General features: G+C 65.5%; 21 protein-coding genes. 10 read left to right on the top strand and 11 right to left on the bottom strand.

Annotated features, from left to right (window positions below):
• Positions 1-105: 105 nt before the first annotated feature.
• The 4 genes from VGN82_RS17870 to VGN82_RS17855 all read right to left on the bottom strand — a co-directional run bounded on the left by VGN82_RS17870 (position 106) and on the right by VGN82_RS17855 (position 6,430).
• Positions 106-1,080, bottom strand: a complete 975-nt coding sequence (locus VGN82_RS17870; RefSeq protein ID WP_327528386.1) for a glycine betaine ABC transporter substrate-binding protein — start codon at positions 1,078-1,080, stop codon at positions 106-108.
• Positions 1,056-2,087, bottom strand: coding sequence for an aldo/keto reductase (locus tag VGN82_RS17865; RefSeq protein WP_327529173.1), 1,032 nt, complete (start codon positions 2,085-2,087; stop codon positions 1,056-1,058). The genes VGN82_RS17870 and VGN82_RS17865 overlap by 25 nt, the downstream gene beginning before the upstream one ends.
• 481 nt (positions 2,088-2,568) lie before the next feature.
• A complete protein-coding gene (locus VGN82_RS17860) occupies positions 2,569-3,450 on the bottom strand; it encodes a VOC family protein (RefSeq protein WP_327528385.1) in 882 nt (293 codons plus the stop codon).
• 121 nt (positions 3,451-3,571) lie between these two features.
• On the bottom strand, positions 3,572-6,430 hold the full coding sequence (locus VGN82_RS17855; RefSeq protein WP_327528384.1) for an ATP-binding protein: 2,859 nt from the start codon (positions 6,428-6,430) through the stop codon (positions 3,572-3,574).
• Between VGN82_RS17855 and VGN82_RS17850 the strand changes: the two genes are divergently transcribed.
• The gene (locus tag VGN82_RS17850; protein ID WP_327528383.1) at positions 6,362-8,050 is read left to right on the top strand and encodes an MFS transporter; all 1,689 of its coding nucleotides are present in this window, start codon (positions 6,362-6,364) and stop codon (positions 8,048-8,050) included. The two genes, VGN82_RS17855 and VGN82_RS17850, sit on opposite strands and share 69 nt — an antisense overlap.
• 81 nt (positions 8,051-8,131) lie before the next feature.
• Here the strand turns inward: VGN82_RS17850 and VGN82_RS17845 are convergent, their stop codons facing one another.
• The 3 genes from VGN82_RS17845 to VGN82_RS17835 form a co-directional block, all read right to left on the bottom strand.
• Complete coding sequence (locus VGN82_RS17845) at positions 8,132-9,181, bottom strand: Bug family tripartite tricarboxylate transporter substrate binding protein (protein WP_327528382.1); 1,050 nt, start codon at positions 9,179-9,181, stop codon at positions 8,132-8,134.
• Complete coding sequence (locus VGN82_RS17840; RefSeq protein WP_327528381.1) at positions 9,148-9,831, bottom strand: class II aldolase/adducin family protein; 684 nt, start codon at positions 9,829-9,831, stop codon at positions 9,148-9,150. Before VGN82_RS17840 ends, VGN82_RS17845 begins: the two co-directional genes overlap by 34 nt.
• A 174-nt stretch (positions 9,832-10,005) precedes the next feature.
• Positions 10,006-10,941, bottom strand: coding sequence for a LysR family transcriptional regulator (locus tag VGN82_RS17835; RefSeq protein WP_327528380.1), 936 nt, complete (start codon positions 10,939-10,941; stop codon positions 10,006-10,008).
• A 405-nt stretch (positions 10,942-11,346) separates the two neighbouring features.
• Between VGN82_RS17835 and VGN82_RS17830 the strand changes: the two genes are divergently transcribed.
• On the top strand, positions 11,347-13,134 hold the full coding sequence (locus VGN82_RS17830) for an ethylbenzene dehydrogenase-related protein (RefSeq protein WP_327528379.1): 1,788 nt from the start codon (positions 11,347-11,349) through the stop codon (positions 13,132-13,134).
• A gap of 144 nt (positions 13,135-13,278) precedes the next feature.
• On the top strand, positions 13,279-14,301 hold the full coding sequence (locus VGN82_RS17825) for a 2Fe-2S iron-sulfur cluster-binding protein (RefSeq protein ID WP_327528378.1): 1,023 nt from the start codon (positions 13,279-13,281) through the stop codon (positions 14,299-14,301).
• Positions 14,302-14,314: 13 nt separating this feature from the next.
• Here VGN82_RS17825 and VGN82_RS17820 read toward each other — a convergent pair whose 3' ends face one another.
• Positions 14,315-15,070 carry a PstS family phosphate ABC transporter substrate-binding protein gene (locus VGN82_RS17820; RefSeq protein ID WP_327528377.1) on the bottom strand — a complete coding sequence of 252 codons (756 nt, stop codon included), beginning with the start codon at positions 15,068-15,070 and terminating at the stop codon, positions 14,315-14,317.
• 270 nt (positions 15,071-15,340) lie between these two features.
• On the opposite strand from VGN82_RS17820, the gene VGN82_RS17815 reads away from it, so the two are divergent.
• Complete coding sequence (locus VGN82_RS17815; RefSeq protein WP_327528376.1) at positions 15,341-17,944, top strand: putative bifunctional diguanylate cyclase/phosphodiesterase; 2,604 nt, start codon at positions 15,341-15,343, stop codon at positions 17,942-17,944.
• A gap of 195 nt (positions 17,945-18,139) precedes the next feature.
• On the opposite strand, the gene VGN82_RS17810 is transcribed toward VGN82_RS17815, so the two are convergent.
• Positions 18,140-18,829, bottom strand: a complete 690-nt coding sequence (locus VGN82_RS17810) for an RraA family protein (protein WP_327528375.1) — start codon at positions 18,827-18,829, stop codon at positions 18,140-18,142.
• Between the two features lie 24 nt (positions 18,830-18,853).
• The gene (locus VGN82_RS17805) at positions 18,854-19,759 is read right to left on the bottom strand and encodes a dihydrodipicolinate synthase family protein (protein ID WP_327528374.1); all 906 of its coding nucleotides are present in this window, start codon (positions 19,757-19,759) and stop codon (positions 18,854-18,856) included.
• A 154-nt stretch (positions 19,760-19,913) separates the two neighbouring features.
• On the opposite strand from VGN82_RS17805, the gene VGN82_RS17800 reads away from it, so the two are divergent.
• From VGN82_RS17800 to VGN82_RS17785, 4 genes are all read left to right on the top strand, one after another.
• A complete protein-coding gene (locus tag VGN82_RS17800) occupies positions 19,914-20,657 on the top strand; it encodes a FadR/GntR family transcriptional regulator (protein WP_327528373.1) in 744 nt (247 codons plus the stop codon).
• A complete protein-coding gene (locus VGN82_RS17795; protein WP_327528372.1) occupies positions 20,654-21,622 on the top strand; it encodes a tripartite tricarboxylate transporter substrate binding protein in 969 nt (322 codons plus the stop codon). Before VGN82_RS17800 ends, VGN82_RS17795 begins: the two co-directional genes overlap by 4 nt.
• A gap of 75 nt (positions 21,623-21,697) precedes the next feature.
• On the top strand, positions 21,698-22,171 hold the full coding sequence (locus VGN82_RS17790) for a tripartite tricarboxylate transporter TctB family protein (protein ID WP_327528371.1): 474 nt from the start codon (positions 21,698-21,700) through the stop codon (positions 22,169-22,171).
• 7 nt (positions 22,172-22,178) lie between these two features.
• A complete protein-coding gene (locus VGN82_RS17785) occupies positions 22,179-23,684 on the top strand; it encodes a tripartite tricarboxylate transporter permease (RefSeq protein WP_327528370.1) in 1,506 nt (501 codons plus the stop codon).
• A gap of 95 nt (positions 23,685-23,779) precedes the next feature.
• Here the strand turns inward: VGN82_RS17785 and VGN82_RS17780 are convergent, their stop codons facing one another.
• Positions 23,780-24,670, bottom strand: coding sequence for a LysR family transcriptional regulator (locus tag VGN82_RS17780; protein ID WP_327528369.1), 891 nt, complete (start codon positions 24,668-24,670; stop codon positions 23,780-23,782).
• Between the two features lie 112 nt (positions 24,671-24,782).
• Here VGN82_RS17780 and VGN82_RS17775 point away from each other — a divergent pair, with 112 nt between their 5' ends.
• Entirely contained in the window at positions 24,783-25,628 is an 846-nt protein-coding gene (locus tag VGN82_RS17775) for an oxidoreductase (RefSeq protein WP_327528368.1), read from the top strand.
• 28 nt (positions 25,629-25,656) lie between these two features.
• On the top strand, positions 25,657-26,058 hold the full coding sequence (locus tag VGN82_RS17770) for a GlcG/HbpS family heme-binding protein (protein ID WP_327528367.1): 402 nt from the start codon (positions 25,657-25,659) through the stop codon (positions 26,056-26,058).
• Positions 26,059-26,062: the final 4 nt, after the last annotated feature.

The raw sequence follows: 26,062 nt of genomic DNA, 5'->3' as shown, positions 1-26,062 counted from the left end.
TCTCCCATCGCATGGCAGAAGGCACTGCAAGCAGGCACGAGACACCGGCCGCAGTCGCATTCGGTTAAATTCGGTGACGCTCTGCCCGGCCCCCTAGGCATCGCGTCAGCCCAGCCAGCCCGAGACGCGGCCCTCATTGGCACGCATCCATGTGCGCGCAGCTTCGCGTGGCGACTGCTTGCCGACGTTCACGAGCCAGTCCATTTCGGTCACTCCGTCGATCCCGAGCTCGATCCGCGCCAGGCTGCGGCGCGTCATCTCTGGCAGCGCCTCGAAACGAGGGCGCGGCGCTACGAGGGAGGCATGATTGGTTCCGCCGAGGACGCCGCGCGGGTCGGCAAGCGCGCGCAGCTGACCATCGCGATTGAGAAATTGCGGGGCCCAGGTCGGGAAGATCAGCCACCTTTTCTCGGCGAGCCCGCGCTCCAGCGCCGCGACCCACTCGGCTTGCGTGCCTGGCTGCAGCGAGTATCCCAGCTGCGAGAGACCGTAATCGTCCAGCGCCTTGCGCGAGACCGTGGTGATGGCCGCGCCCGCACCAATGCCCTGGACCAATTTCGCCACGCGCTCGGCCACTGCCGGCTTGCTCAGATCTTCGATCGAGCTGACAGCGTCGACGGGCACGTAGCTCGGCACGGCCCAGAAGAAGCGCGCACCGTCATAGAGCCTGGCGACTTCCGCGGCCTGCGCGGCGTAGCGCGACCAGTAGGTGGCATGGCCTTCGGGAAGCCAGGCGGCGGCCAACAGGTCGATCTGGCCGTCGCCGAGCAGGGGAAACATCTGCTCGTGCGGACCTTGCCGGACCTCGACCTCGTGGCCGAGGCGCTCCAGAACGTCCTGCACCACGGCTCCGGTGACCGCATAGAAGCTGAGCGATACCTGGCCCAGCACGATGGGACTCTGCGGCCGGGTCTGGCCGAGCGCCACGCGGTTTGGGACCGTGCCTCCAGCCACTGCGCCCGCCCCGGCGAGCAGGAGGGAGCGCCGTGTCATGGGACGTGCTTCGCCGGATCGCTGGATGCAGCCGGGATCTTGCCCGCCGGCCAGGGGCGACGTCACAGTTCCGATGTCTGTCGCCATAGGTCGATCCCTCCCTCCCTAGCGAATTGGTCGATCTCGGCGAGTTCCCGCCGGCTGAAGTCGAGTTGCTTCAGCGCGTCGAGGGAATCGTCGAGCTGCTCGATGGTGCGTGCTCCGATCAGGGCGCTGGTGACGCGGGGATCGCGCAGGACCCAGGCGATCGCCATTTGGGCGAGGGTCTGCCCGCGCTTGCCGGCGATTGCCGCCAAGCCTCTGATGTTGAGAAGGTTCTCCTCGGACAGGAACGCGGTGCTGAAGCTGCCGCCCTGCTCCAATGCACGCCCCGACATCGTGCTGCCGCCGAGATAACGGTCACTCAGCAGGCCCTGCGCCAGAGCCGAGAAGCCGATGCAGCCGGCGCCGAGTTCGTCGAGCGTGCCCAGCAGTTCCCCCTCGATATGTCGGTTCAGCATCGAATAGGAAGGCTGGTGGATCAAGAGAGGCACGCCCTCGCGCGCCAGCAGCGCATGTGCCTGCCGGGTCCGGGCGGGGCTGTAGGAGGACACGCCAACATAGAGCGCCTTGCCTTGCCGGACGATCTGCGCGAGTGCGCCCATCGTCTCCTCCATCGGATCGTCCGGCCAGGGGCGGTGTGCATAGAAGATGTCGACATGGTCGATGCCCAGGCGCCGTAGCGTCTGGTCGATGGACGCGATCAGGTGCTTTCGCGATGCGCCCGCACCGTAAGGCCCCGGCCACATGGCGTAGCCCGCCTTCGACGAAATCACGAGTTCGTTGCGCAGCAGACCGGGAAAGTCTTCGCGCAGGATCCTGCCGAAATTGTCCTCGGCGCTTCCGGGCGGTGGCCCGTACATGTTGGCGAGATCGAAATGGGTGACGCCGCGGTCGAATGCGCGCCGGACGATCGACCGCATTGTCTCGAAGGCGCTGGTTCCGCCGAAATTTTGCCAGGTGCCGAGCGAGATCGGCGGAAGCATCAGGCCGCTGCGGCCGCAGCGCCGGTATGCGACGCCCCGATAGCGATCCTCGTGTACCGCGTAGACCATGTTGCTTTGACCTCGATGCGCAGCCGGATCGCGGATGGCTTCGCCGCAGCGCGTGAGCGACGAAGCGGCAAGGTACCTGTCGCTATCGACGCGCAGCGTGGCGCTGCGCGGGCGCCGCGGCGACCGGTGCCGAAGGCGAAATGCCGAAGCAGCCACTCTCGAAAATCGTGCGCCCGGCCCGATTGGCCATTGCCTGGCAATCCGCCTGACGGCTGCAATACATCGTGCGGACGAGCTCGCTGGGGCCGGGCGACGCGTATCGCTGGGCGCAACCAGCCTCCCAGCTGGATGATTGGGCGAAAGCGCCCCCGGAGCTTGCCAGCCAGACCGCCAGCCCAGCGAGAAGTGCCAAGGGAACCTTCTCCAATCGGCCCGGCTCGCCGGTCGCGCGATCAGCGAAGGCGTTCGAAGCCGGAATCCTGCGCATCTGAAATCGCATCGCTCTTGCCCGTCCCATGCGGCAGCCACGACTTCCGCCGCTCTAGTTGCCGAGTGCCGCCACCGCGCGCCGGCGGGTCTCGATCGCTCCGTCGAAGAGCTGCTTGGCGCGGCCTCGCACCTGAACGAATTCGAGCTGCTCGCCCTCCGATCCCTTGCAGTACATGAGGGTCCAGCCGTCGGACGGGCCTTCAGTGATCGGATTGGTGTTGGATTCGAGCGGTGATTGCAGGCGGTCGCGGTTGCTCGCTGCGCTGACGATGCGATTGGCCTTGACGTTCGTCATGCCACGGCGCGCCGCTTCGGCCTCGAGGTCACGGACGAACTGGTTGAAGTCGACATCATCGCGAATGTAGAAACAGACGTGCATCGATCGCGGGAAGGCCGGGCTGGTCTCGTCCCGTGGCGGCGCGAAGCTCGCGCCCGAGCCTTGCGGCTGTTCCCTGTCGCGATACTGCAGAAGCTCGATGACGACGTTCTCGAACTGGATGAAGCGCACATCGAGGCGCTGGGCGCCGCTGCGCAGGTCCGGCACGCCGATCGTGCGAGGGTTGAGCGCGCGCTCGCGCGCCTCGATCTCCTCTTTGAGAAGAAGCGTGTTCTGGATGCGGTCGCCATAGAAGTCGCCGTCCCGCATGATCTCGGTGCCGCCGAGGACCTCGGTGTAGAACGCGAAGGCGCGCTCCATATTGTGCACGGTCACGCCGAAATGCTGGACGCCGCGCAGTCGTGCGCCCAGCGAACCCTTCTCAGTGCCGCCAGCGCTGCGGGTGGATTGGGCCGTCTGGCTGCTGGCCGGGCTCGACGCGGCGAGGGCGGCTCCGGCGATGCCGACGAGAGCAGCCGCGCCTGCACCTTGGATGAGATCGCGGCGTTCGAGATCCTGCGGCAGCTCGGCTTCGTTGGGCTTGCAAACATCGGTCACGGCGCTTCCATCCTCTTCACGAACCTGCTCGCTCAGAAGGCTAGCGCCGCGATCGCCGATCGCTGCGTAACACGTCGTAAACAGACGTTAAGACAAGTAAACGGGGTACTGGCCGCCAGTGCTAGGCGAGCACCGATACAAGGCCGCATCCGGCCAGTTCGCGCGCGGCGACAAGATCGGCCGTATCCCAGCCTTCGTCGAAGCTGTCATAGACTGGTGCCAGAATGGCGGCGGCCGCGTCGGCCCGGCCGCTGTCACAGTAGAGGCGTGCCAGGCTTGTCGCGGCTCGGACTTCGAAGGATCGCGATCCCTGGCGCCGCGACCATCGCTGCGCCCTCCTGAAGCATTGCTCGGCGGCATCTGACAAGCCGTCCCGGCGCAACAGCTCTCCCTGGACCCGCAGGAGTTCGGCGATGCACCAGATCTCGCCGCTACGGCGGGCGAAGACGATCGCTTCCTCGATAGCCAGGCGCGCACTAGCGGCATCGCCCGAGCGGGAGAGGCCGACTGCGAGCACTCCGAGATAGGCGGGATAGCGCAGCCGGAAACCGACATCTCGCATCGCCTCGATCGCGTTCAGCAGGGTTTGAACACCGGACGCCTGCTCTTGGCTGACGAGAAGCACGCCCCTGAGCGCGCCCGCTACGGCTTTCCAGATCCCCATGGCATGTCTCGCGACGTGCTCGTCGAGCCGGGCCAGCAATGTCTCCGCCCGGCCGAGATCACCGACATAGAGCGCGATGGGGCACGCCGTATGTCCAAGCGCGTTGCACAGTGCCATGGCGTGGCCGGCCGCCTCGGCCTCGCGGAGGGCACGCTCAGCCATTGCCTGTGCCTGCTCCGGATAACCTTGCAACCAAAGTATGTTGGCCAGAGTTCCGCGCGCGCCGACACGTGGGTCGAACTGGAAACGCGCGATATGGGAGCGGTATAGCGGCGGCGCATAATTCGAGATCATGCGTTCCAGGGTGGCGCGGGCCTCGCCCTGTCGGCCGAGATAGCGAAGGGCCGTGCCCGCCTGCCGATCGACATTGACCAATGCCAGACGATCGTCCAACGCGGTCGCCAGATCGCGGATCTTGGCAACCGTAGCGAGCGCGGCGCGGTGATCGCCGCTCCAGGTGCAATAGTCGCAAAGCGCCCAGAGTGCCCGCAATTGATAGTCGTGCTCTCCGGCCGCATGGGCGATTTCGTAGGCCTCAGCCCAGGCCGCCCTGCCTGCTGGCAGCGGGCCCTTCGTATGCAGAATGGCAGTGCCCAGCGCCCCGCACAGCTTCATCCTGACTTGATTGCCATCCTCCCCGGCGCGAGCAGCCTGGCTGGCGAGCGCCCGTTCGACGGAAGACCTGCATTCGTCGAGCAGCGAGAGATGATCCCAGAGGGGGATCGCTGCAACAGTCAGAGCGAGGCCCATTTCGACGTCGCCGCCATCCGAGAACGCCCAGCCGAGCGCAGATCTCACGTCGTCGATCGCGCGACCATAGAGCGCGAGCCACTCCGGTGTGGGCAGCGTGCCCCAGTCGGCTTCGCTTCGTTCGGCCAGGTCGCGGATATGGTTCGCGTGCCGGCGCATGACGTCCGAGGCGTCCTCTGCCGCCAGCAGATGCCCGCGCGCATAGATCCTTGTCGTGTCGAGCAGCCGATAGAAGGCGATCGGTCCCGAGACGTCGGACTGGACCAGCGATTTCGCGACCAGGCTGGCGATGACGGCGGAGGCTCCGCTGATGACCTCGTTCGGTTCGGCGAGGATCGCGCCCGCCGACTCGAGGGTGAACTGCCCTGCGAAAACCGAAAGGTGCTGCAAGACCCGTCGTTCGGCATCCGACAGCAGGCTGTAGCTCCAGTCCAGCGTCGCAGCGAGGCTTCGTTGGCGCGGAATTCTCGAGCGTCGCGCTTCCTCGAGCAATCGGAAGCGATCGTTCAGCAGGCTGAGGAGCTCCGAAAGACTGAACATGTCGACGCGCGTCGCGGCAAGTTCGATGGCGAGCGCCATGCCGTCCAGCCTTTGGCAAATGCTAGTGGCGACCGGTGCATTGGCGTCGGTGAGCTCGAACCTGTTCGAGCGCGCGCGGGCGCGCTCGACGAAGAGCTGTACCGCGGAATAGGTCATCGCGCTGCGCGCGGTCATCGCAGCCGGGTCCGCGGGAGTCTCCAGTGCCGGCAGTCGATGCACGTGCTCGTGGGCGATGCTGAGCGGTTCCCGGCTCGTGGCCATGATCCGGATGCTGGTCGTGCCCGTCAGGACATCCTCTGCCAGTATCGCGACGGCCTCGATGAGATGCTCGCAGCCATCGAGCACGATCAGCATGGACCGGCCGAGCAGGTGGGTGTTGAGGGCAGGGACGACGTGCTCGGAATGGAGAGAAAGCCCGAGCGTGCTCGCCAGGGCCGGCGCAACGAAGCGGGGCTCGGCGATCGGCGACAGGTCGAGGAACACCGTCCCATCACGGAAGTGATCCGCCGATTCTCGGGCGACGGCCAAGGCGACGCTGGTCTTGCCGATCCCGCCCGGCCCTACGATCGTCACGAGCCGGCTTTGCAGAAGCTCGTCGCGCAGCGCTGACACGACCTCGGCCCTGCCGATCAGTTGCCGCCCGAGATGCGGTGGCAGTTGGCCAGGCCCGAGCGCTGCCCTTCCCTCGGGGCGGGGGGCATCCGCGAGCATCCGAACCGGTGCGACGAAGCGATACCCGCGTCCGCTGACCGTCGCGATGTATGTCGCAGCACCCTTGCCGTCGCCGAGGACCCGTCTCAACGCCGCGATATTGACCTTGAGGTTGCTCTCATCGACGAAGATGTTCGGCCATGCGCCGGCGATCAGATCGTTCTTCTCGATCACCTCTCCGGGCCTGGCGACAAGCAGTGCCAGAATGTCCAGAGCTCGCCCACGAATGCGCACCGGGCTGCCATCGTGGAGAAGCTTCTGCTGGCCGGGCAGGAGCACGAAGGGACCGAATGCGTAGCCGACGGCCTCACGCACGCCGACACCGTGAAGAGGCTGGCTGCCGGGCCCGCCCGAGTGGTCCGGATCAGAACCTGCTCCCGACGCACGCATGGAGGGCAGTTTCAATACGATACCTCCCTCGCGGCGGTCAGAGCCATCGGTGTCCCGGTCCCGCATGTCACAGCATCCGCTAGTGAGGCCGCTGGCTGTCGGCCGAGCTCGGCTGAGCCAAGGCCGGCAATTGATAGCGAGATCTCGGCGCCTGCCAAGGCAGCCCGAAGCGATCGCGCATTCCTGTCGCGACATCGCCGAGAGTGTGCTGAAACGGCGTTCAGGCCGGCGCAACGCTCGGAAAGGGGCGTCGCGCTGGAGATCGAGCCGGGGGGCAGAACGATCGATATGGCTGACCGAGAGCAAAGTCAGACTCAGGCACGACCTTTGACACAAGGCCTCAGGGCGTACGCCCTATTGCAGTCGAAGATTTCGATCGTCGTATCCTGCGGCATCGGAATGTATTTCGGCGTCGGAATATTTCTGGTCTACAGCTTTGGCGTCTTCATAAAGCCCATCTCCGACGATACGGGCTGGGAGAGAACGCATATCGCGGCGGCGATCGCACCGGCGGCACTTCTCATCGGAATGATGTCACCTCTTATAGGAGCTGCGACCGATCGCTTCGGCCCGCGGCGGGTGCTCATCATCTCCTCGCTTGGCCTCGCGACCGGGCTGATCGGAATAGGAGTGGCGTCGTCGAACCTTACGGCATTCGTCGTAGCCGTCCTGGCCGCCAGCATTCTGGGAAGCGCGCAAACCTTCGTGCCCTACACCTATGTGCTCGTCGGCTGGTTCGACGCACGGCGCGGCCTGGCGCTGGGCCTCGCCCTTGCCTTCAGCGGCCTCGGCATCGCGACCGTACCCGCCGTACTATCGACGATCATCGCCGCCTGGGGCTGGCGGGCCGCCTTCACGGCTGCCGGGCTGACGGCGCTTGTGGTCACGCTGCCGCTGGCCTTGTTCATCATTCGCGATCCCCCGGCGCGACGGCTCGCGGATGTGCGGGCCATGGAAGGCACGACGCTGCGCGAGGCGGTCGGCACGCCGAGCTTCTGGATGATGCTGGCCGCGTTCTTGCTGACCTCCATGACCGCGGTCGGTGGGTCGGTCTCGCTGCCGCTCGTGCTGGCCGACCGCGGCCTGTCGAGCGGACAGGCCGCGCTGGCGCTGAGCGTCGTCGGCGCCACCATCATCATCGCGCGCATCGGCTTCGGGGCGTTGATCGACCGGGTACCGGCGGTGCCGGCGACGAGCCTGCTGTTCCTCGCGCCGATGATCGGACACCTGCTGCTGGCCTATTCCGAGGGGGCTGCTGCAGTCTTCGTCAGCGCGGTCTTCTTCGGGCTGGCGACCGGCGCCGAAGGCGATGCGATCGGGTATCTGCTGGCCCGACGGTTCGGGATGCGAAGCTTCGGACGGATCTACGGGATCAATTTCTTCGCATTCTCACTGGGCTCGGGTCTGGGCCCGTCGCTCGTCACCTATCTCGCGGCGAACGGCACGCGATATCCCGAGGCTTTCACGACATTCTCCGTCATCAGCGTCGTCGCTGCGCTTCTCCTGTTCTCGCAATGGCGGATGACAGAGGGCAGGGGGGCGTGAGCGGTCTGTGACCATCCGCCCTGTTATCCATTCCGCAGCGATTTCCCCGGCCGGTTCTCGCAGGTTGTGACGCGTGGCGGCTCATTCCACGATTTTGATGTCGAGTTCACGGATCAGCCGGCCAAAACGCTCGACATCCCCGTTGACGAGGCTGGCCATAGCCGCTGGCGAACCGGGAGCAGCGACGAGGCCGCTGGCTTCCAGCTTCGTTGCGATTTCCGGCGATCTGATCGCCTTGGCCATCGCCTCGTTCAAGCGCTTGACGACAGCTGGTGGCGTTCCGTTCGGCGCCGCCAGGCCGAAAAAGTTCGGGATCAGAGGATCCTCCGTCACCCCTAGCTCGGCCATGGTCGGAACGTCGCTCAACTGAGGCAGCCGCCGCTGGTCACCCACTGCCAGTGCTTTGATCTTGCCGTCCTGCATCAGCGAAAGCGCCGCGGGCGGCGTGGCGATCGTCAGGGCCACTTCGCCCGTCGCGACAGCAGTGACGGCTGGTGGGGCACCGCGGTAGGGAACGTGAACCATCCTGACGCCGAGCTTACGTGCGAGGGCCTCGATGTTGAGGTGCGCCATGCTGCCCTTGCCGAAGCTCGCATAGGCCAGTTCGCGTTGCTTGGCGAGATTTGCGAACTCCGCGAACCTGTTCACGCCGAGCCCGGGATTGACGACCAGCACATAGGGGCCTTCAGCGGCGATGCCGACATAGGCGAAGTCTCGCTTTCCATCGAGCGCTTGCTGCGGCATCAGGATCGGGTTGATGCCGAAGACCTCGCGGGGGGCCATCAGAAGCGTGTACCCGTCGGGCTGCGCGCGAGCGACCGCCACTGCGCCCACCATGCCGTTGGCTCCGGGTCTGTTCTCGACGACGACCGCCTGGCCGAAATCCACGCGCATCTTCTCGGCCACCAGGCGGGCGGCCAGGTCGACAGCTCCACCGGCCGGATAGGGAACGACGAGCAGGATGGGCTTGGTCGGAAAGGCGCCGGCGCTCTGGGCGAGGGCGGGCAGGGCCAGACTTGCGCTGGCGAGCGCCAGAAAGGCGCGACGCGACTGCAACACGGACATGATGACCTCCCTATTGTTTTTTTGGATGAATCTTACGGCCGGTCGGCCCGAACGCGCCGGGTCCATTGCTCCCAGGCTCTGTCCATGGCGAACGGAGCCAGGTTGAATTCGGCAGCGGCGACCGCTTCGGCTGCCGTCAATCGCCGCGGCGTCCCGATTTGCGCAGCCTTCAGCTGCACATCGGCGTTGCGGGCCCCGTAAATCGATCGGAATGTCACTTCACGGACGGAACGCCCCGCCACCGTGGTGCCATGGCCCCGCATCAGCACGGTCCAGTTGGATCCGAGTGCTCGCGCTAGGGAATCGCCTTGCTCCCGCGTCGAGACGATCAGGTTCGTGTCGCCGAATTCGTCCTGGCTGTCCCACAGAGGCACGGTCGCGCCCATGGTCGCGCCGAGATGAAAGACCGGGACGAGTTCTGCGTCGCTCGTGCAGAAAGGCATCATCTGAGGAGCATGGTGATGGCAGACGGCGAGCACGTCGGGCCGGGCGCGGTAGATCGCTCCGTGTATGCTGCGCTCCGCGAAGATCCGCGCTTCGGATTTCGAGACGAGAGCATCGTCCAGATCGAACATCAGGATGTCTTCGGCGCCGACCAGTTCCGCGGCGCGCGTTCGCGGCATCAAATAGTGGCCGGGAGAATTCGGGTGGCGCGCCGAGACGTGCCCAAAGCTATCGACGATCCCTTCATGCGCCAGGATGCGGCTGGCATCCACGACCTCGGCGATGGTCAGGTCCAGTTCCGGCGATCCTCGCAGCGGTACGGCACCGACGGAAGCCTCCAAATCTTGCCGCATTGGGTCACCTCGACAATCGCGTGCGCTTGCTTCGTCGGGGAGAGGTTCTTCCCTTGCTCAAGGCAAATCCAATGCGAAGTGCTTAGCTCAGAGCTAAGCGTTCTGAGGGGGCTCTGCGAGGGCAAGGGGGTGACCCAGTCCCCGCATGGCCACCGAAAGCGTCGTCATTGCCGAACCGACTGCCTCGCGGATGACGGGGAGCGACGCGAGCTGGCCAGCCTTCCGTGAGCCCGAAAGGAAGAGCGTTCGCCTGAGCACCGGGGAGTCGATCGGCCGAGCGAGGAGTGTTCCGGCGGCGACTTCCGCCATCACCGTGCCGTAGGGCAGGATGCCGGCTCCCGCCCCACGCGCAACGAGTGACTTGATGCCGGAGATCGATCGAATCTCATGGCCGACATCGATTTGAAGGCCGTGCTCCGCGGCAGTCCTCTCGACAAGGGAGCGCACGCCATCCCGCGCTTCCGGCAGGATCAGCGGATGGCTCAGCGCATCCGCGAATGTGACCGCGCCAGCGTCATCACACCCGCCCGCCGTCACCAGTACGAGGTCCTCCTGATAGAGCGCTCGCTTCCAGAAGCCGGATAGGTCGGCGACGTCATAGGCAAGGATCATGTCGAGATCGCCTCGCTGCAGGCTGTCCACCAGGAGATGGCTCATCTCCTCGGACAGGCTGAGGGCGAGCTGTGGCGCACGCTCGGAGACCGCCAGCAGCAACTCCGGCCCGATGATCTGCATCAGGCTCGGCGTCAGGCCGAGACGGACGGCTTCACGTGCGTCCTCGCTGACTTCGCGCCGAGCCAGCTCGACGAGATCGAGGATCTGCACGGCTCGCTCGAACAGCTTCTCGCCGGCGGTGGTCGGTGAAACACCGCGGGAATGGCGGGTCAGGAGGGCGATGCCGAGGCCTTCCTCCAATTGCTTGATCTGCATGCCGAGCGCGGGCTGGGCAATCCTGAGCTCATCGGCCGCACGCGTCATGTTGGCGGTCTCGACGACGCGGACGAAGTATTTGAGTTGGCGCAGATTCACGTCCGCTCCTTTCTGGTGGAGCAATCTGCCATGACCCGTGCTGAGGTTACGAGTCAGAGCGAGCTGTCGAGTTCCGGACAGGCTCTGGGTTCGTTCGCGCGCGCTGTCGCGTTCTTGACCGGGGCTTTGTTGCTCGCCGGTGTTCCCCGACGCGTCATAGCGAGACACAGGCCGTCTTTGTCGTTGCGGATGCTCGGGGCCGTGTAGTCGGAATATGTTGGTAGCCAGTATCAACGCGAATATCGGCTAAGAAGAGTGCAAACCTAACGAACGCTGCACGGCAATATTCTGTGGCTTGGCCCATGTTTGGCGGCCTGAGAGCTTGTGCGCCAGCCAAGACTCGGCTTGATTATCCATAGAGCACGCGCAGCGCTATGCGCCACAGGCACAGCTTCAAGGCGGAACATGACAGAGCTTCCGAACGCGCCTGAGCCCTTGACCCGCAACCCCAACCGGGCGCCTGAGGCACATGGCTCTCCGGCCGAGAGCTCCATTCCCGGTACCAAGGCCCCACCGCGGGCCGTGCTGCCCTCGAGCGATGTCGGCACGCTGACATTGCACTGGATCGCTGCCATCGCGGCGACCGTCAGTCTGGCGACAGGCCTGCGCATTTCCGCTGACGCGCTCGACGCGCAGTTCTCGCGATGGTTGGCGCCGATACTGCCTCAGGGCGAGATCTGGACCGTCCATATCCTCGCTGGTCTGACGCTGTTCGGCGCGGCCACGGGGTACCTGGTCTATATGGGGCTGAGCGGGCTCGCCGGACGCATTGCGCTGCGCCGGATTACGGCAATCCGGCTGCCGTCCTGGAAGACGCGCTGGCTCGCCATCAATGTCCTGCTTCACTGGCTTCTGTACGGTCTGGTGGTGACGCTGACGGCCACGGGCGTGCTGCTCTATCTGGGGTTCGGGGGCTGGGTGGTCTCGGTCCATCTCGGTGCCGCGATCGGCATGCTGATCTACACGCTCGTGCATATCGTCGCCCATTTCGGCTATGGCGGGTGGCGTCAGCTCCTGCGGATCTTCCGGCCGGCCGCGTTGGTTCCCACGCTGGCCCAGCGCAGCAAGCGGCCTCTGCTCATCGCGAGCATTGTCGCGCTGCCCGCGGCGGTCGCTGTCGCCGGCATCGACCTCACCTTTCGCGATACGCTCTCGGTGGGCAAATCTCAGGCGAGTCCCGTTCTTGACGGGGTGCTTGATGAAGCTCTCTGGCGCGAGGCGAAGCCGATCCGGGTCAGGACGCAACAGGGGTCCAATTTCGGTGGCTCGGGTGAATCGACCGTCGACATCAGGGCCGTCCATGACGGCAGCAAGATCCACTTCGCCTTCCGCTGGAGCGATCCCACGCGGTCGCTGGCGCGCCTGCCCATGATCAAGCGGCAGGACGGATGGCATGTGGTCGGCCAGCGTGCCGGCATGGCCGACGTCGTCGACTTCTACGAGGACAAGTTTGCTATCATCTTTTCTCGATCGGACGCATTGGGAGGCAGTGGCGCGACCCATTTCGGCCCCAGGCCTCTGGATGACCGGCCCTCTTCGCTGAATCAGCGCGGCTTGCACTACACGACCGACGGATCGATCATCGACATGTGGCAGTGGAAGGCCTCGCGCGGCGGCCTGCTCGGCTACATGGACGATCAGTATATCGGCCCCCCACGCGACGCGACTGCAGATGAAGCCTCGCAGCGCGCCCGCTATCAGGGCGGCTACTGGAATGACCCCGGAAGGGCCTTCTACAGCTACAATTTCGGCTTCGAGGGCCCGGGAGGATATGCCGGCCCCGTCAAGCCGCGGCGTCTTCCGCTCGATGCCGCCGCCACGATGGCGCAGCTCGGGCGCTTCGACGAGAAGGCCCCGGACGCGAGCCATGAGGAAGGCACGACCTGGTGGCTGACGGAGGCGGCCAGCGCGCCCTACAGCGATGAGGCGGATCGGCTCATTCCAGTGGGAACAGTGATGCCCGGCGTGCTCATCATGGGGAACTACGAGGGAGACAGGGCCGATATCCGGGCCGCCGCGCGCTGGAAGGATGGGTACTGGACACTCGAAGCGTCGCGGGCTCTCAAGACGGGAAGCCGTTACGATCTCGATTTCGAACCGGGCGCACCGATCTACATGTGGGTTTCCGTTTTCGATCATTCGCAGACCCGCCATACCCGGCACCAACGGCCGGTCAGCGTTCAACTGCGCTAGCGCAAGAGCGGGACGTAAAATGCGGCATTCGGGGGCGGGAATGCGGAAACGAGGAGTTGCGACGCTGGATCGAGCATCGTGTTTGGTCCAGCTCGATCGATTTCGGGCAAGGCGCCAGGCGCAGCGGAAGGAAGCTCTTGCTGCATGACTTCGCAGGTGCCCCTCGTCGTCAATGGCAAGCCGATTCGCGTCACGCGGGGCGAGGTGCTGCTGGAAGCCGTCCTCGGCGCTGGCATCGCCATCCCGCACGACTGCAGCACCGGGCAGTGCGAGACCTGTCGGGTGCGGGTCTATGATGGCGAAATCGATGCGATGGGGACGCAACGCGGCGATACTGTGTTGGCCTGCCAGGCCCGGGTTTCCGGCAATGCCATCATTGAATTCGATGCCGTTCCGGTGCCGACCAAGATCGCCGGTCGCGTGAGTGCGATCCAGCCGCTCTCGCCCGACGTCCTCGAAGTGACCGTGTCGCTGGCGCGCGATTTCACCTATCTGCCCGGCCAATACGTCAAATGCATGTTCGCCGGCTCTCCCGCACGCGACTACAGCCCGACCTTGCGGAGCGACGGCACGGCCAATAGCGACGAGCTGATCCTGCAAATTCGCCGCATCGAGACTGGCGTCGTATCCGCTCAGCTCGGTAACCGCATCGCCGTCGGCCACAAGGTTTCGATCCATGGCCCTTTCGGGAGTGCGTTTCACCGTCCGGGGGAGGGGCGGATCGTCCTTGTCGCGGCAGGCACAGGCTGGGCACCGATCTGGGCGATCGCCAGGGCATCGCGATACCGCGAGCCGAGGCGTGAAATGGTCGTGGTCGCCGGCGCTCGCGATCCCCGAAACCTCTACATGCGCGATGCGCTTGCCTGGCTGGCGGGGACCGGCGTCGGCCATGTGGTGGCGACGGCAAGCGGCCAGGTGGCCGAGGGTGTCCGGGCCGGCCGACCGACTGATCACCTGCCCGGTCTGCGCGACAGCGATGTCGTTCATGTCGCCGGCTCGCCGGAGATGGTGGCCGCGGTCGAGCAGCTTTGTCGAGAAGCCGGGGCGACCTGTCATGCCGATGCGTTCGTCGCGTCTCCGACGAGGCAGTCATTCAAGGACAAGGTCTTCGGGCTCTTCTTCCGCGGGGGCTCCGCCGAGCCGTCATCGCCATCGGCTTCGTCCTGACGAAGCGACCCGATCAGTCTTGCGCCGGGACCGCGCCGAAGTTGCGGATCAACGACGTCATATCGGCGCTCTTGGTGAAAGCGATGAACTTTGCCGCCTCCGGCGTCAGATCGCCCTGCTTGTAGACATAAGCGAATTCGACGCTGCTGGGATAACGACGATCCGACGGATGCAGCCCGTCGATCAGCAGCACCTTGGTTCCGATGTCCAGAACCCGGCTGAACGGACCGAAACCGATCGCGCCCTCGGTCAGGCGAACCGCTTCGACGGATTCCTGCGTCGAGATGGCCATTTTCGAACGTTCGGTGATCTGGAGATCCTTCCAGCCGGGCATTGTCGCGCGCAGAACGACCAGCGTGCTGTCGGCCTCCTCGCGCCTGACAACGCGGATGCGCTGGTCGGCCCCGCCGACCTCCTTCCAGTTGACGATGGTGCCGGCATAGATCGCCGCAAGCTGCTCGGACGTCAGCCGCGTGACAGCGGCCGCCGGATTGACGTAGATCGCGCTGGGCACCCGCGCCACCGGCTCATAGACCAAACCACGCGCCCGCTCGGCGTCGGTCAGTACGCGTGCGACACGTGCCAGCTTGGCGGTTCCGGAACCGACTGCGGTAATGCCCCCGCCGGATCCGATGCTCGGCGGGACCTTGACCACGACGGTCGGGTCGACGCCCTGAAATTTCTCCGCCACGGCCTGCAGCATCTCGACGCCGTCACCCGTGCCGACGATGACAAGTTCATTCGCGATGACAGGCTGGCAAGCAGCCATGAAGCCAACGACAGCAGCAAAAGCCAGGCAACGCATTGGCGGAACTCGCTTGTTGGTGGATTCCAGCTGTTCTGGCACGGCTTCGTAAATTAATCCTGCTCTTCGAAGCGGTCATTATTTCCCAATTATTTGCGTAATTAATTTACGTGGACTTCAGCCTTGCTATCTAAGGAACGAGCTGTTGCGTTCATTAGAGAGCGGTTCGTGCCAGACGACGGGTTCAGCGCCGACAAGCCCAGCGCACCCACTCGGTCGCAGGCGACGGCAGCGATGCGGACGCGTCTGCTGCCGGCATTGCGTCGCGTCCGCCGCTTCCGCTCGGCATGGCGCGAGAAGATCGCGAAAACCCATATCGGCGTTCACCTCGCCTGGATCGTCCTCCTCACGGGCGCGCTCACCTTCACGCTGATCGGGGTGGTGTCGTGGGCTCGCCTGCGGCAGGACGCCACCGAACAAAGCAACGTTCTGGCCCAGCTGTCACGGCAACAGGTCGCGAAGCGCCTCGATGCGGACGCCCGGCTCGCAGAGGCGCGCCTGAGCATTCTGTTCACCGAGGGCAACCGCCAGACGCGCTATCTTTCCCAGCGCCTCGATATCGTGAAGGCGATCGTCTCGTCGAACAACGTCGCAATCGAGGCGATCCTGGCTCCCGCGAGCGTCACTGGAGAGCTCGATGTCTTGCTGGTCGCCAGCGCGAACGGAGCGGTGACGGGCGCGAGTCGGACGATTGACCTGCTCGCCGCTGCCGAGGCCCTGGAGGAGCTGGGTCTGAGGGAGGCCGTCGCTGCGGTCTCCAACGACAACCGGCGGAGCGATCGCAAGGCCCACTATGCCACATACCGCTTGGCCGAGGGGATGAGGCAGGCGCTTGGAGTGCCGCAGGACCGGACGATCGGTCATGTTTCCATCGAGCCCGTCTTCGACGACTTCGGCGATGTCGCCGGAACCCTGGTCGGGCTGCGAACACTGGCTCCATCCGAGAGCACCTTCGAGACCTTCTCGAAGATCGTCGAGGCTGGCGTCGTCGTGTTCGACGGCGCCCACATCGTCACGGCCGGGGGAGCGACCGGCTTTCAGCTCAGCTCGGCGGCAGCGCAGTCCGGCGACGATCTGCTCTCCGACGAACGCGGCCATCGGGTCGCGCGCTGTGTCACGACCTTCCTGGACCTGACTATCTGTACCCATGTCGATGCTGCGGAGGTCGAGGAAACCCAGCGGGAGATGCTGCAGATCAGCCAGCGACAGGCCTACAGCCTGTTTCGCTGGTTCCTGATCCTCGCCGCGGCATCCCTCGGCGTGCTCGTCGGAATGGTCCTGCTCGGTGTTCGGCGTGTCACCCGCGGCTTGCCGCAACTGGCTGCGGCTGCGACCTCCGTCTCGCGAGGTGACCTCGACAAGCCCTTCAGCGCGACCGGTATCGGCGAGGTTCGCAGCCTTGGCCGCGCCTTCGAGGTCATGATCTCCAACCTGCGCGAAAGCCTGGGACGCATCAGGCAGCTCGCCTTTGTCGATCAGGTGACGGGGCTTTCCAACCGGGAGAAGATGCGTATCGACGGCAGCGCCGCCCTTGCCTCGGACGCATCGGGCCTTGCCTTCCTTTTCGTCGATCTCGATCGCTTCAAGTCGATCAACGACAGTTTTGGGCACAAGATGGGCGATCTGCTGCTCCGGCAGGTCGCATGCCGCCTCGACGAGTTCCTGGCGCTGTACCGGCGCAGCGGCGCGATCGATCAGTACTGGGGCGGGCGTCTCGGTGGTGACGAGTTCCTCGTGATCGTCCGGGCCGAGATCGGCGCTGATGCCGTGCGCGCATGCGCCGAGGCACTGATCCGTCGGCTCGGTGAGATGTACGTCATCGGCAGCGCCCATGTCACGGTCGGGGCGAGCATCGGCATCGCGATGGCCGGCCCGGCCGGCAACAGCTACGACGATCTGCTGATCAAGGCCGACATGGCCATGTACGAAGCGAAACGGCAGGGGCGGGGCTCCGCGGCCTTCTTCACCGTTCAGACGGCGGTCGCCATGCAAGAACGTCTGGCGCTCGAGCAGGATCTGCGCGTAGCCCTGCGCGACGGCACGCTCGACGTGTTCTACCAGCCGATGATCTCACTCGCGGACGGCAGCGTCGAGGCTGGCGAAGCATTGGCCCGCTGGACGCACCCGACACGAGGCGAGGTTTCCCCTGCCCGGTTCATCGGCATTGCCGAGGATGCAGGACTGATCCGGGAGCTCGGTCTCTTCGTCCTGACGCGAGCCATCAACGAAGCGCGGGAACTCGAGGCCGCGGGAATGCCGATCAGGATCGCGGTGAACGTTTCCGTCCTGCAGCTGGAGGATCCGTCATTCGCCTCCTCCGTCGAGGCCCTGCTCGGCGCCGCCAGGCTGGCGCCATCGCTGCTCGAGCTGGAGATCACCGAAACCGTCGCGATGCGCTCCTCTCAGCTCGTCGAACAACAGCTGCGTCAGTTGCGCGCCTCCGGAATCCGCTTTGCGATCGACGATTTCGGTACGGGGTATTCGAACCTGTCGTCGCTTGCGCGCCTGCGTGTCGACACGCTGAAGATCGACCGCTCTCTCGTCAGCCATGTCGCGACCACTCCCGAGCAACAGGCCATTGTCAGGACGGTCCTGTCGCTTGCGCGCTCGCTCGGCTTCGCGACCGTCGTGGAAGGCGTGGAAGAGATCGCGGATTTGCAGTTCATGATCGATGAGGGCGCGCATGTGGCCCAAGGTTACTATTTCAGCCCGGCACTGCCTGCTGTCGATTTCCGCCTTTTTGTCAGCCAGAATCGTTTCAGGAAGTCACTCGGTTCAAAGGGCAACCTCATCAAGTTCCCCGCGAGAGCGGAACAAGGCAAAGGGCGCTTTCGCTAGAAAGTTTCGTTCGGCTCGTAAGGTCATTTGACGCTGAGTTCGTTCGGCGGAGCGGCGGGCGTCCGATGGGTGCTGCCTCGGCGGCATGACGTGTGGCCGATGGGCTGGGAGGCCGTCCTAGCCCACGCTCGCCCGGACGCGGTTCGCACGCGTTTAAGGGTGTACTCGAAGCGAGCATCCGCCGACGGAACGACCTCACATGATCCCGGTCTTGGCAAAGATATCGACGGTCGACTGCCCATCAAGGATCATGTCGCGGACACTGTTCTCGCCGCTGACCTTGGCAAAAGCGGCTTCCAGCACCTCACGCTCGCGTGCCGCTGGCACGATGACGACGCCGTCGATGTCGCCGACCACGAGATCGCCGGCGCTGACCCGGCAGCCATTGCGGAACTGGATGTCGCAACGAAAGTCGATCACCCGGCCGCGCACGCGCTGATCCTGCGCGTAGCTGCCGGCAGAGAACACCGGGAAGCCCAGCTGCAGGATCTCGCGCGTATCGCGATGGTAGCCATCGAGGACCGCACCGGCGGCGCCGAGCCTGCGTGCGCGGGTGCTCATGAGCCCGCCCCAGAGTGCGTATGTCGGTGACGAGCCCGTGCAGATATAGATCTCACCGGGCTTCAGACTGTCGAGCGCTTCGAACATGAGGCCGAAAGGCTGGGCTCCGCTCTGACTTGCGACATCGACGGCACAGTCGGCCTCCTGGACCGTCATCGCCCGGCCTGCGATCACAGCGCCCGGAACCTGAGAACGGATCTCCGGCGGCAGGAACTGGCGCGTCAGGCCGATGGCGTCCATCACGTCGCCGAGGACGGCGCTGTAGAGTTCGTCGCGGATACGCTGGAACAGCGGCTCCTCCGGCGAGGCGGCAATGTTCGTCATGATTGTCTCCTTGGACATGGTCATTCAACGGGGGAAAGCGTAGGCGCCCAGCCGCTCGGCATGACGCTGGACGAGTTCGAGACCGAAGGCGGTCGGGCGCAACGCCGGGCCGCGATCATGGATATCGATGCCGGCACGCAGGCCGAAGACGCGCTTGCCGTAGCAGATCAGGCTTTCGAGCGACTGCATGATGAAGACGGTCGTCGCCACCATCTCGCGATAGGCATCCTCGGCTCCAGCCTCGTCGCCCGCGACAAAGAGCGCATGCGCGGCAAGGGCGTAGTCGATCGTGTCAGGCGCCAGGATCATTCCGGCGCAGCCTGCACGGAAGTTGTCGATCAGCTCGAGTCCACCGCGGCCGTTCATGATCGGCAGCCGGCCGCCCGTGGTCTCGATCAGCTGCCGGATCTCGACGACCGAACCCTCGCCCTTGATCAGGCAGATATTGGGATGCTGCGCGACGAGCTCGCGAATGTCCTCCGCCGAGAGACCGCGCCCCATGTACGCCGGCGCATTCTGGATCGCGACGGGCAGCCCGGTCGCCTCGGCAACGCGCCCGAAGAAACGGATGTACTCGGGCGCGCCGAAGCTGCCGACCATCGGCGGCTGCAGGATCACCCAATCCGCCCCGGCTGTCTCGGCCGCCTTGACCTGCTCGACCTGCTCCGAGACCGAGGAGCCGAAGATGGTGAAGGCGAGCGGCACGCGGCCGGCCGTGTCCTCGGCGACCCATTCCATGATGCTGCGCCGCTCGCCGACGGTGAGCTTGGAAACCTCGGTCGCGAGGCCCAGCGCGGCCATCCCGTGCACGCCGAGCCGCAAGCAGATCTCGACCTGACGGCGCATCGCCTCGCGGTCGATTCGCTCCTGAGCGTCGAACAACGCGTAGGCGATGGCGTGAATGCCCGTGAATGGCGGCCTGAAGCCCATCTGGTTTCCTCCCTCCGATGCCCGCCGCGTTGCGGGTCGTTCAGTCAGACGTCCAAAGATCATATGTTAAACATCATATCAATGCTTGCGCAGGTTTGCGGACCGTGGCAGCTTCCGCCCCGCCGGATGGATTCCGGCGGTGCAGGAGCGGCGCATGCGCAGGGCGAAGCCCGGAAAGATCGGCACGATGGTCTCGGCGCTTGGCGCGGCGATCGTGCGCGGCGAGATCATGCCGGGCTCTGTGCTGCCGCCGGAGCACGAACTGGAAACGCGCTACGGCGCCAGCCGCAGCGTCGTGCGCGAAGCGATGAAGACGCTTGCCGCCAAGGGACTCGTCAGCGTACGGCCACGCCACGGCACACATGTGCGCCCGGTCCATGACTGGACGCTGCTCGATCGCGACGTCCTCAGCTGGATGCGTACCGGCGATGGCCTCGACCGCGACTTGCTGATCGCGCTGGAAGAGGCGCGCGCCATCATCGAGCCGGCCGCCGCCGCACTCGCAGCCCATCGCGCGACTGCGGAAGACCACGCACGGATCGCGGCGGCGCTGATGGCGATGGAGGCCGGCCAAAAGGATCCGCAGGCCGCGATCGCCGCGGACAAGCAGTTCCACCTCGCCATTCTCGACGCGACCCACAATCCGGTTCTGCGCAGTTTCCGCGGCGCGATCGACGCCATCCTGAGCGCCGTCTTCGACATTGCCGTCGGTGTCTTCGCGGGCAATCTGCCGAACCACGCCGCGGTTGCCCGGGCGATCGCGGCACGAGATGCCGCATCGGCGCGACAGGCCATGGAACAGGTGCTCGGCTACACGCAGGGCCACCTGCTGTCCGGCACAAGCACCTCCGTGCTCAAAACTGAAAAGAAGATCGCCAAACCGGGAGAAACGCCATGAAACTGAAGACGTTGATGCTGGCCGCGAGCTTTGCGGCGACCGCCTTCTCTGCCTCCGCCGCCTGGCCCGAGCGACCGATCACGCTGGTCGTGCCCTGGGCGGCCGGCGGCGGCACCGACGCGGTCGCGCGCATCCTCGCGGCCGGGCTCGAAAAGGAACTCGGCAAGCCCGTCAACGTCGTGAACCGCACCGGCGGCGGCGGCGTGGTCGGCCATACCGAGATCGTCAACGCAAAGCCCGACGGCTACACGATCGGCCTCGCGACCGCGGAGGTGACGACCTATTACTGGTCCAACACTGCCCCCTTCACTTTTGAGAAGCTGACGCCGATCGCGCTGGTCAACTTCGATTCCGCCGCCTTCAACGTGGCCGCCAACAGCCCCTGGGCAAACCTGCGTGCGGCCCTCGACGACATCCGCAAGCAGCCGGTCGGCCACTACAAGCTCTCGGGCATGGCGGCCGGCGCCGCCTATCACCTCGCCTTCGCCGGGCTGCTGCAGCTCGAAGGCATCAATCCCAAGAGCGTCACCGTAGTGCCCAGCCAGGGCGCGGCGCCGGGCTTCCAGGAGCTCGCATCAGGCGGCGTACAGATCGTCCCGTCCTCGCTCCCCGAGGGCAAGCCGATGTTCGATGCCGGCCGCGTCAAGGCGCTGGCGGTGATGTCGAAGGACAAGATCTCCACCTTTCCTGCCGTGCCGACGGTCAAGGAGGCGATCGGCAAGGAGTATGAGGGCGGCACTTGGCGCGGTCTGGCGGCGCCTGCAGGTATCCCCGCCGATGTTGCCGCACGCCTCGTCGAGGTGACCGACAAGGTCGCGAACTCCGAAGCCTACAAGAGCTTCCTCGCAGAACGCGGCTTCGGCTACGCCTTCGAGAAGGGGCCCGCCTTCGGCGAATTCCTGTCGAAGCAGCACAAGCAGAATGGCGAGATCATGGGCGCTCTCGGTCTGCGCCTCCGCCAGTAGCCGAATCGCTTCGTCAACGCGCTCGCGCGGTGGCCCGGCCGCCGCGCGCGCAGATTCGCATACGGCAGGCCAAACATGAAATTCAACGATCTCTTCGCGGGAATGCTGTTCCTGGCGGTGGCGGCCGCAGTCGCCTTCGCCGCGCGCAGCTTGCCGAATCCCTCCGAGCAGCCGCTCGGGCCGTCGGCCTTCCCGCTGATCCTCTCCGGTCTGCTCGGGCTCTGCGCGGCGATTCTTGCCGTCAACGGCGCGCGGGCGACGCCGCGCGGGCCACTGTTCGCGCTAGCCGACTGGGCTCGCAACGGCGGAACGCTCCTGCGCCTGCTGCTCGTGCCGGCCGCCGTGGTCTTTTACATCCTCTGCGCCGATCCGCTCGGGTTCCTGCTGACAGCCGCACTGATCCTCGCAGTGCTGTTCCTTGCCGGTAGCGTGCGCCCGCTGCACGCGTTCGCTCTCGCCTGCATCGCGGCGCTCGTGATCCACTCCCTCTTCTATCTCGGCCTCGGCGTGCAACTGCCCTGGGGACCGCTCGAACCCTTCCGCTGGTGAGGCCGCGATGCTCGATGCCTATGTGACCGCGCTGGGGATGGTGCTCGATCCCTATGTGCTCTTCGTCATTACCGCCTCCGCGATCTATGGCCTCGTCGTCGGCTGCATCCCCGGCCTTTCCGCCACGATGGCGACCGCGCTGCTGGTGCCGCTCACCTTCTTCATGCCACCGGTTCCGGCCATTGCCGCCATCGTGACCACCAGCACCATGGCGATCTTCTCCGGCGATATCCCGGGCTGTCTCCTGCGCATCCCCGGCACTCCGGCCTCGGCCGCCTATGTCGACGATTCCTACCAGATGACGCTGAAGGGCAAGCCCGAACTCGCCCTCGGCATCGGCCTGTGGTTCTCCGTGATCGGCGGCCTCTTCGGCACGGCGGTGATGATGGTTGCTTCGCCGGCCATTGCCGATTTCGCGCTCGGCTTCGGCTCGGTCGAGTTCTTCTGGATCGTGATGCTCGGCCTCGGCGGCGCCGTCTTCATCGGCTCGTCGACACCACTCAAGGCCTGCATCGCCCTGCTGATCGGCCTGCTGATCGCCATGGTCGGCATGAACAATCCGGCCGGCCAACCGCGCTTCACCTTCGACTCGACCGAGATGCTCGGCGGCGTCTCCCTGATCCCGATGATGGTCGGCATGTTCGCCTGCTCGGAGGTGATGCGGCACATGATCAGCGGCGGCGGCGCCCCTCAGGTCGTCGTCCGCAAGATCGGACCGATCTTCGCCAACATGTGGCGGCTGACGAAGCAATACCCCTGGCAGCTCCTGCGGGGCAGCGCGCTTGGCACCGTGATCGGCATCCAGCCTGGCAGTGGTGCCGACATGGCGGCCTGGATGTCCTACGCCATGAGCAAGCGCCTTTCGAAGGAGCCGGAGAAGTTCGGCACGGGCCATCCGGAAGGGCTGATCGAGGCCGGCGCCTCCAACAACTCCTCGCTCGCCGGCGCCTGGATTCCGGCGCTGGTCTTCGGCATCCCCGGCGACTCGATCACTGCCATCGCCATCGGCGTGCTGATGATGAAGAACATGGCGCCGGGGCCGACGATCTTCGTCAACAATCCGGAGAACGTCTACGCGCTGTTCCTGGTCTTCGTCATCGCCAACCTCGTGATGCTTCCGCTCGGCTGGGCGATCATCAAGGTCGCGACCCGCGTACTGACCGTACCGCGCAAGGTGCTGATGCCGATCATCCTGCTCTTCGCCATCGTCGGCTCCTACGCGATCAACAACTCGCTCTTCGATGTCGGGCTGATGCTGGCCTTTGGGGTGCTCGCCTTCGTGCTGGAGGAGAACGACTTCCCGGTTGCGCCGGTCATCCTCGGCGTCGTGCTCGGGCCGCTGCTCGAGGAGTATTTCATCAACTCGATGATCAAGTCCGACGGACGGCTGATCGGCCTCGTCGACCGGCCGATCGCGGCCGTCCTCGCCGCGATCACGGTCACAATCGTCGGCTGGACGATCATCGCTTCGGTGAGGGGCGCCAAAGCGCCCGAGCTGCGCGCGGAAGGATGAGCACGATCGCTGGCTCTGGCAGCCCATGCCCGAGCCAGCGTCACGATTTCATCCGCCAGTGTCGAAAGCGCGGGAGCGGCGACTGCGAATGCGCACTACGATAGGACGCGCTCGCCTCGAACAAAGTCGATAAAAGCCCGCAGCGTCGCGGGCATCTGGCGACGGCTGGGGTAATAGAGGTGGAAGCCCGGATAGTAGGGACACCATTCCTCGAGCACGCGGACGAGCCGACCTTCGGCGATATGCTGCTCGACCTGGCTCTCGAACAGATAGGCGATGCCTGAGCCCGCCAGCGCGGCTTGCAGGAGATGGCCCTGGTCGCTCAGGACGAGCGGGCCCTGCACCGCGACCTTGAACTCGATCCCGCCGCGCTCGAATTCCCAGTCATAGAACCGGCCGCTGCCGAAACGCAGCCGCAGGCAAGGCAGGTCGCGCAATTGCTCGGGCGCAGCCGGCATACCGTGACGCGCGAAGACATCCGGTGTCGCGACCACAGCCGAACGCTGACGCGGACCGATCGGTACGGCGATCATGTCCTGGGCGACCGTCTCGCCGAAGCGCAGGCCAGCGTCGAAGCCCTCCGAGACCATGTCGATCAGCGCATTGTCGGAGACGATTTCGATCGTCACCGTCGGATGGCGTTCGAGGAAGCGCGTAACATAGGGTAGCAGCAGGATCTCGGTCGCGAGATGGGCCGCGTTCAGGCGCAGATTCCCGATCGGCTGGTCGCGGTAGTTGTTGAGATCGTCGAGCGCATCCGTAATGTCGCGGAAGGCCGGTCCGATACGCCCGTAGAGCCGTTGCCCGGCCTCGGTCAGCGCGACGCTGCGCGTGGTCCGATTGACCAGCCTTACCTGAAGCCGCTCCTCCAGCGCGCGCAGGCCATGGCTGACCGCCGAAGGCGTGCAGCCGATTTCGGCGGCGGCGCGACGGAAGCTCAGATGTCGTGCCACGGCCATAAACAGCGAGAGCGCGCCTTGATCCATTGCTGAGATAAACTCATCAAGTCGTTGATCACTGCGTGGATACTCTCATCTGAACGCCCTGGCTACCTTCCTCTCATCGGCATCGGCCGAGCGATTGGAAGGAGACAACATCATGCAAACCTGGTTCATCACCGGCGCTTCGCGTGGCATCGGGGCGCTCGTTGCGAAGCTTGCACTGGAAAAGGGCGACGCTGTCGTTGCCACCGCGCGGGACCCGCGCAGCGTGACGGCGGCTCTCGGCAAGCATCCCAACCTGCTGGCGGTGTCGCTTGACGTCACCGACGAGGCGCAGGCCTACGCTGCGACGAAGGAAGCGATACGCCGCTTCGGCAAGATCGACGTGTTGCTCAACAATGCCGGCTTCGGCTTGCTCGGAGCCGTCGAAGAGGCAACCGCGAGCGAGATCGAGGCGCTGTACCGCACGAACGTCTTCGGCGTGCTCAACGTCGTCAGGGCGGTGCTGCCCCATATGCGCCGCGCCCGCAGCGGCCATATCCTCAACATCTCCTCGATCGGCGGCTACCAGAGCGGCGCGGGCTTCGGTGTCTATTGCTCGACCAAGTTCGCGGTCGAAGGCCTGACCGAAGCACTGGCCGCGGAACTCGCGCCACTCGGCATCAAGGCAACCATCGTCGAGCCGGGCTATTTCCGCACCGACTTCCTCGACGCCCGTTCGCTGAGCATCAGCGACGGCCAGATCGCCGATTACACCGGAACGGCGGGGATGGTGCGCGAGCATGCCACCAAGCTCAGCCACCAGCAGCCCGGCGACCCCGCCAGACTGGCCGCCGCCTTGGTCGAACTTGGCGGCAACCCGGATGCACCGCTGCGCATGCCCTATGGCAGTGACACGGTCGCGGCGATCGAGGCCAAGAACGCTTTCGTGGCCGGTGAGCTTGCTGCCTGGCGCGAGGTCGCCGTCAGCACCGACTTTCCTGCAACCAGCGCCGCAGCCTGAGCTGCCGGCCGCTCACGGGAGAGAGCCCATGATCACCCTAGAGCAGGCGCGCCGGATCATCGCGACCGGCGAAGCCCAGGCCAACGCTATCGGCATCGCCGTCAATATCGCGGTTCTCGATGCGGGCGCCCATCTCAAGGCGTTCAGCCGGATGGATGGCGCCGTCCTGGGCTCGATCGACATCGCGACCGGCAAGGCGCGCACCTCCGTCCTCTTCGAGGCCGCCAGCGAGGCAGTCTGGGACTACTGCAAGCCGGGCGCGCCGGCACCGGGCCTCGAGCTCAGCAATGGCGGGCTGATGACCTTCGCCGGCGGCATTCCGCTGTTTGGTCCGGATGGCCTGCTGATTGGCGCCGTCGGTGTCTCCGGCGGGGCCGTCCCTCAAGACCGAGCCATTGCCCAGGCCGCCGCGCAGGCGCTCGGCGTCTGATCCA

This window comes from Allobosea sp. (assembly GCF_035999205.1).
GTDB lineage: Bacteria > Pseudomonadota > Alphaproteobacteria > Rhizobiales > Beijerinckiaceae > Allobosea.
The sequence above is the reverse complement of the archived record's forward strand: the minus strand, read 5'-3'. Positions and strand labels throughout refer to the sequence as shown.

Excerpts from the sequence above, each read along its gene's own strand:
- VGN82_RS17870 (WP_327528386.1), bottom strand. The coding sequence starts at position 1,080 with ATGGCGACAGACATCGGAACTGTGACGTCGCCCCTGGCCGGCGGGCAA.
- VGN82_RS17865 (WP_327529173.1), bottom strand. The coding sequence starts at position 2,087 with ATGGTCTACGCGGTACACGAGGATCGCTATCGGGGCGTCGCATACCGG.
- VGN82_RS17845 (WP_327528382.1), bottom strand. The coding sequence starts at position 9,181 with ATGGACCCGGCGCGTTCGGGCCGACCGGCCGTAAGATTCATCCAAAAA.
- VGN82_RS17830 (WP_327528379.1), top strand. The coding sequence starts at position 11,347 with ATGACAGAGCTTCCGAACGCGCCTGAGCCCTTGACCCGCAACCCCAAC.
- VGN82_RS17825 (WP_327528378.1), top strand. The coding sequence starts at position 13,279 with ATGACTTCGCAGGTGCCCCTCGTCGTCAATGGCAAGCCGATTCGCGTC.
- VGN82_RS17820 (WP_327528377.1), bottom strand. The coding sequence starts at position 15,070 with ATGGCTGCTTGCCAGCCTGTCATCGCGAATGAACTTGTCATCGTCGGC.
- VGN82_RS17815 (WP_327528376.1), top strand. The coding sequence starts at position 15,341 with ATGCGGACGCGTCTGCTGCCGGCATTGCGTCGCGTCCGCCGCTTCCGC.
- VGN82_RS17810 (WP_327528375.1), bottom strand. The coding sequence starts at position 18,829 with ATGACGAACATTGCCGCCTCGCCGGAGGAGCCGCTGTTCCAGCGTATC.
- VGN82_RS17805 (WP_327528374.1), bottom strand. The coding sequence starts at position 19,759 with ATGGGCTTCAGGCCGCCATTCACGGGCATTCACGCCATCGCCTACGCG.
- VGN82_RS17800 (WP_327528373.1), top strand. The coding sequence starts at position 19,914 with ATGCGCAGGGCGAAGCCCGGAAAGATCGGCACGATGGTCTCGGCGCTT.
- VGN82_RS17795 (WP_327528372.1), top strand. The coding sequence starts at position 20,654 with ATGAAACTGAAGACGTTGATGCTGGCCGCGAGCTTTGCGGCGACCGCC.
- VGN82_RS17790 (WP_327528371.1), top strand. The coding sequence starts at position 21,698 with ATGAAATTCAACGATCTCTTCGCGGGAATGCTGTTCCTGGCGGTGGCG.
- VGN82_RS17785 (WP_327528370.1), top strand. The coding sequence starts at position 22,179 with ATGCTCGATGCCTATGTGACCGCGCTGGGGATGGTGCTCGATCCCTAT.
- VGN82_RS17780 (WP_327528369.1), bottom strand. The coding sequence starts at position 24,670 with ATGGATCAAGGCGCGCTCTCGCTGTTTATGGCCGTGGCACGACATCTG.
- VGN82_RS17775 (WP_327528368.1), top strand. The coding sequence starts at position 24,783 with ATGCAAACCTGGTTCATCACCGGCGCTTCGCGTGGCATCGGGGCGCTC.
- VGN82_RS17770 (WP_327528367.1), top strand. The coding sequence starts at position 25,657 with ATGATCACCCTAGAGCAGGCGCGCCGGATCATCGCGACCGGCGAAGCC.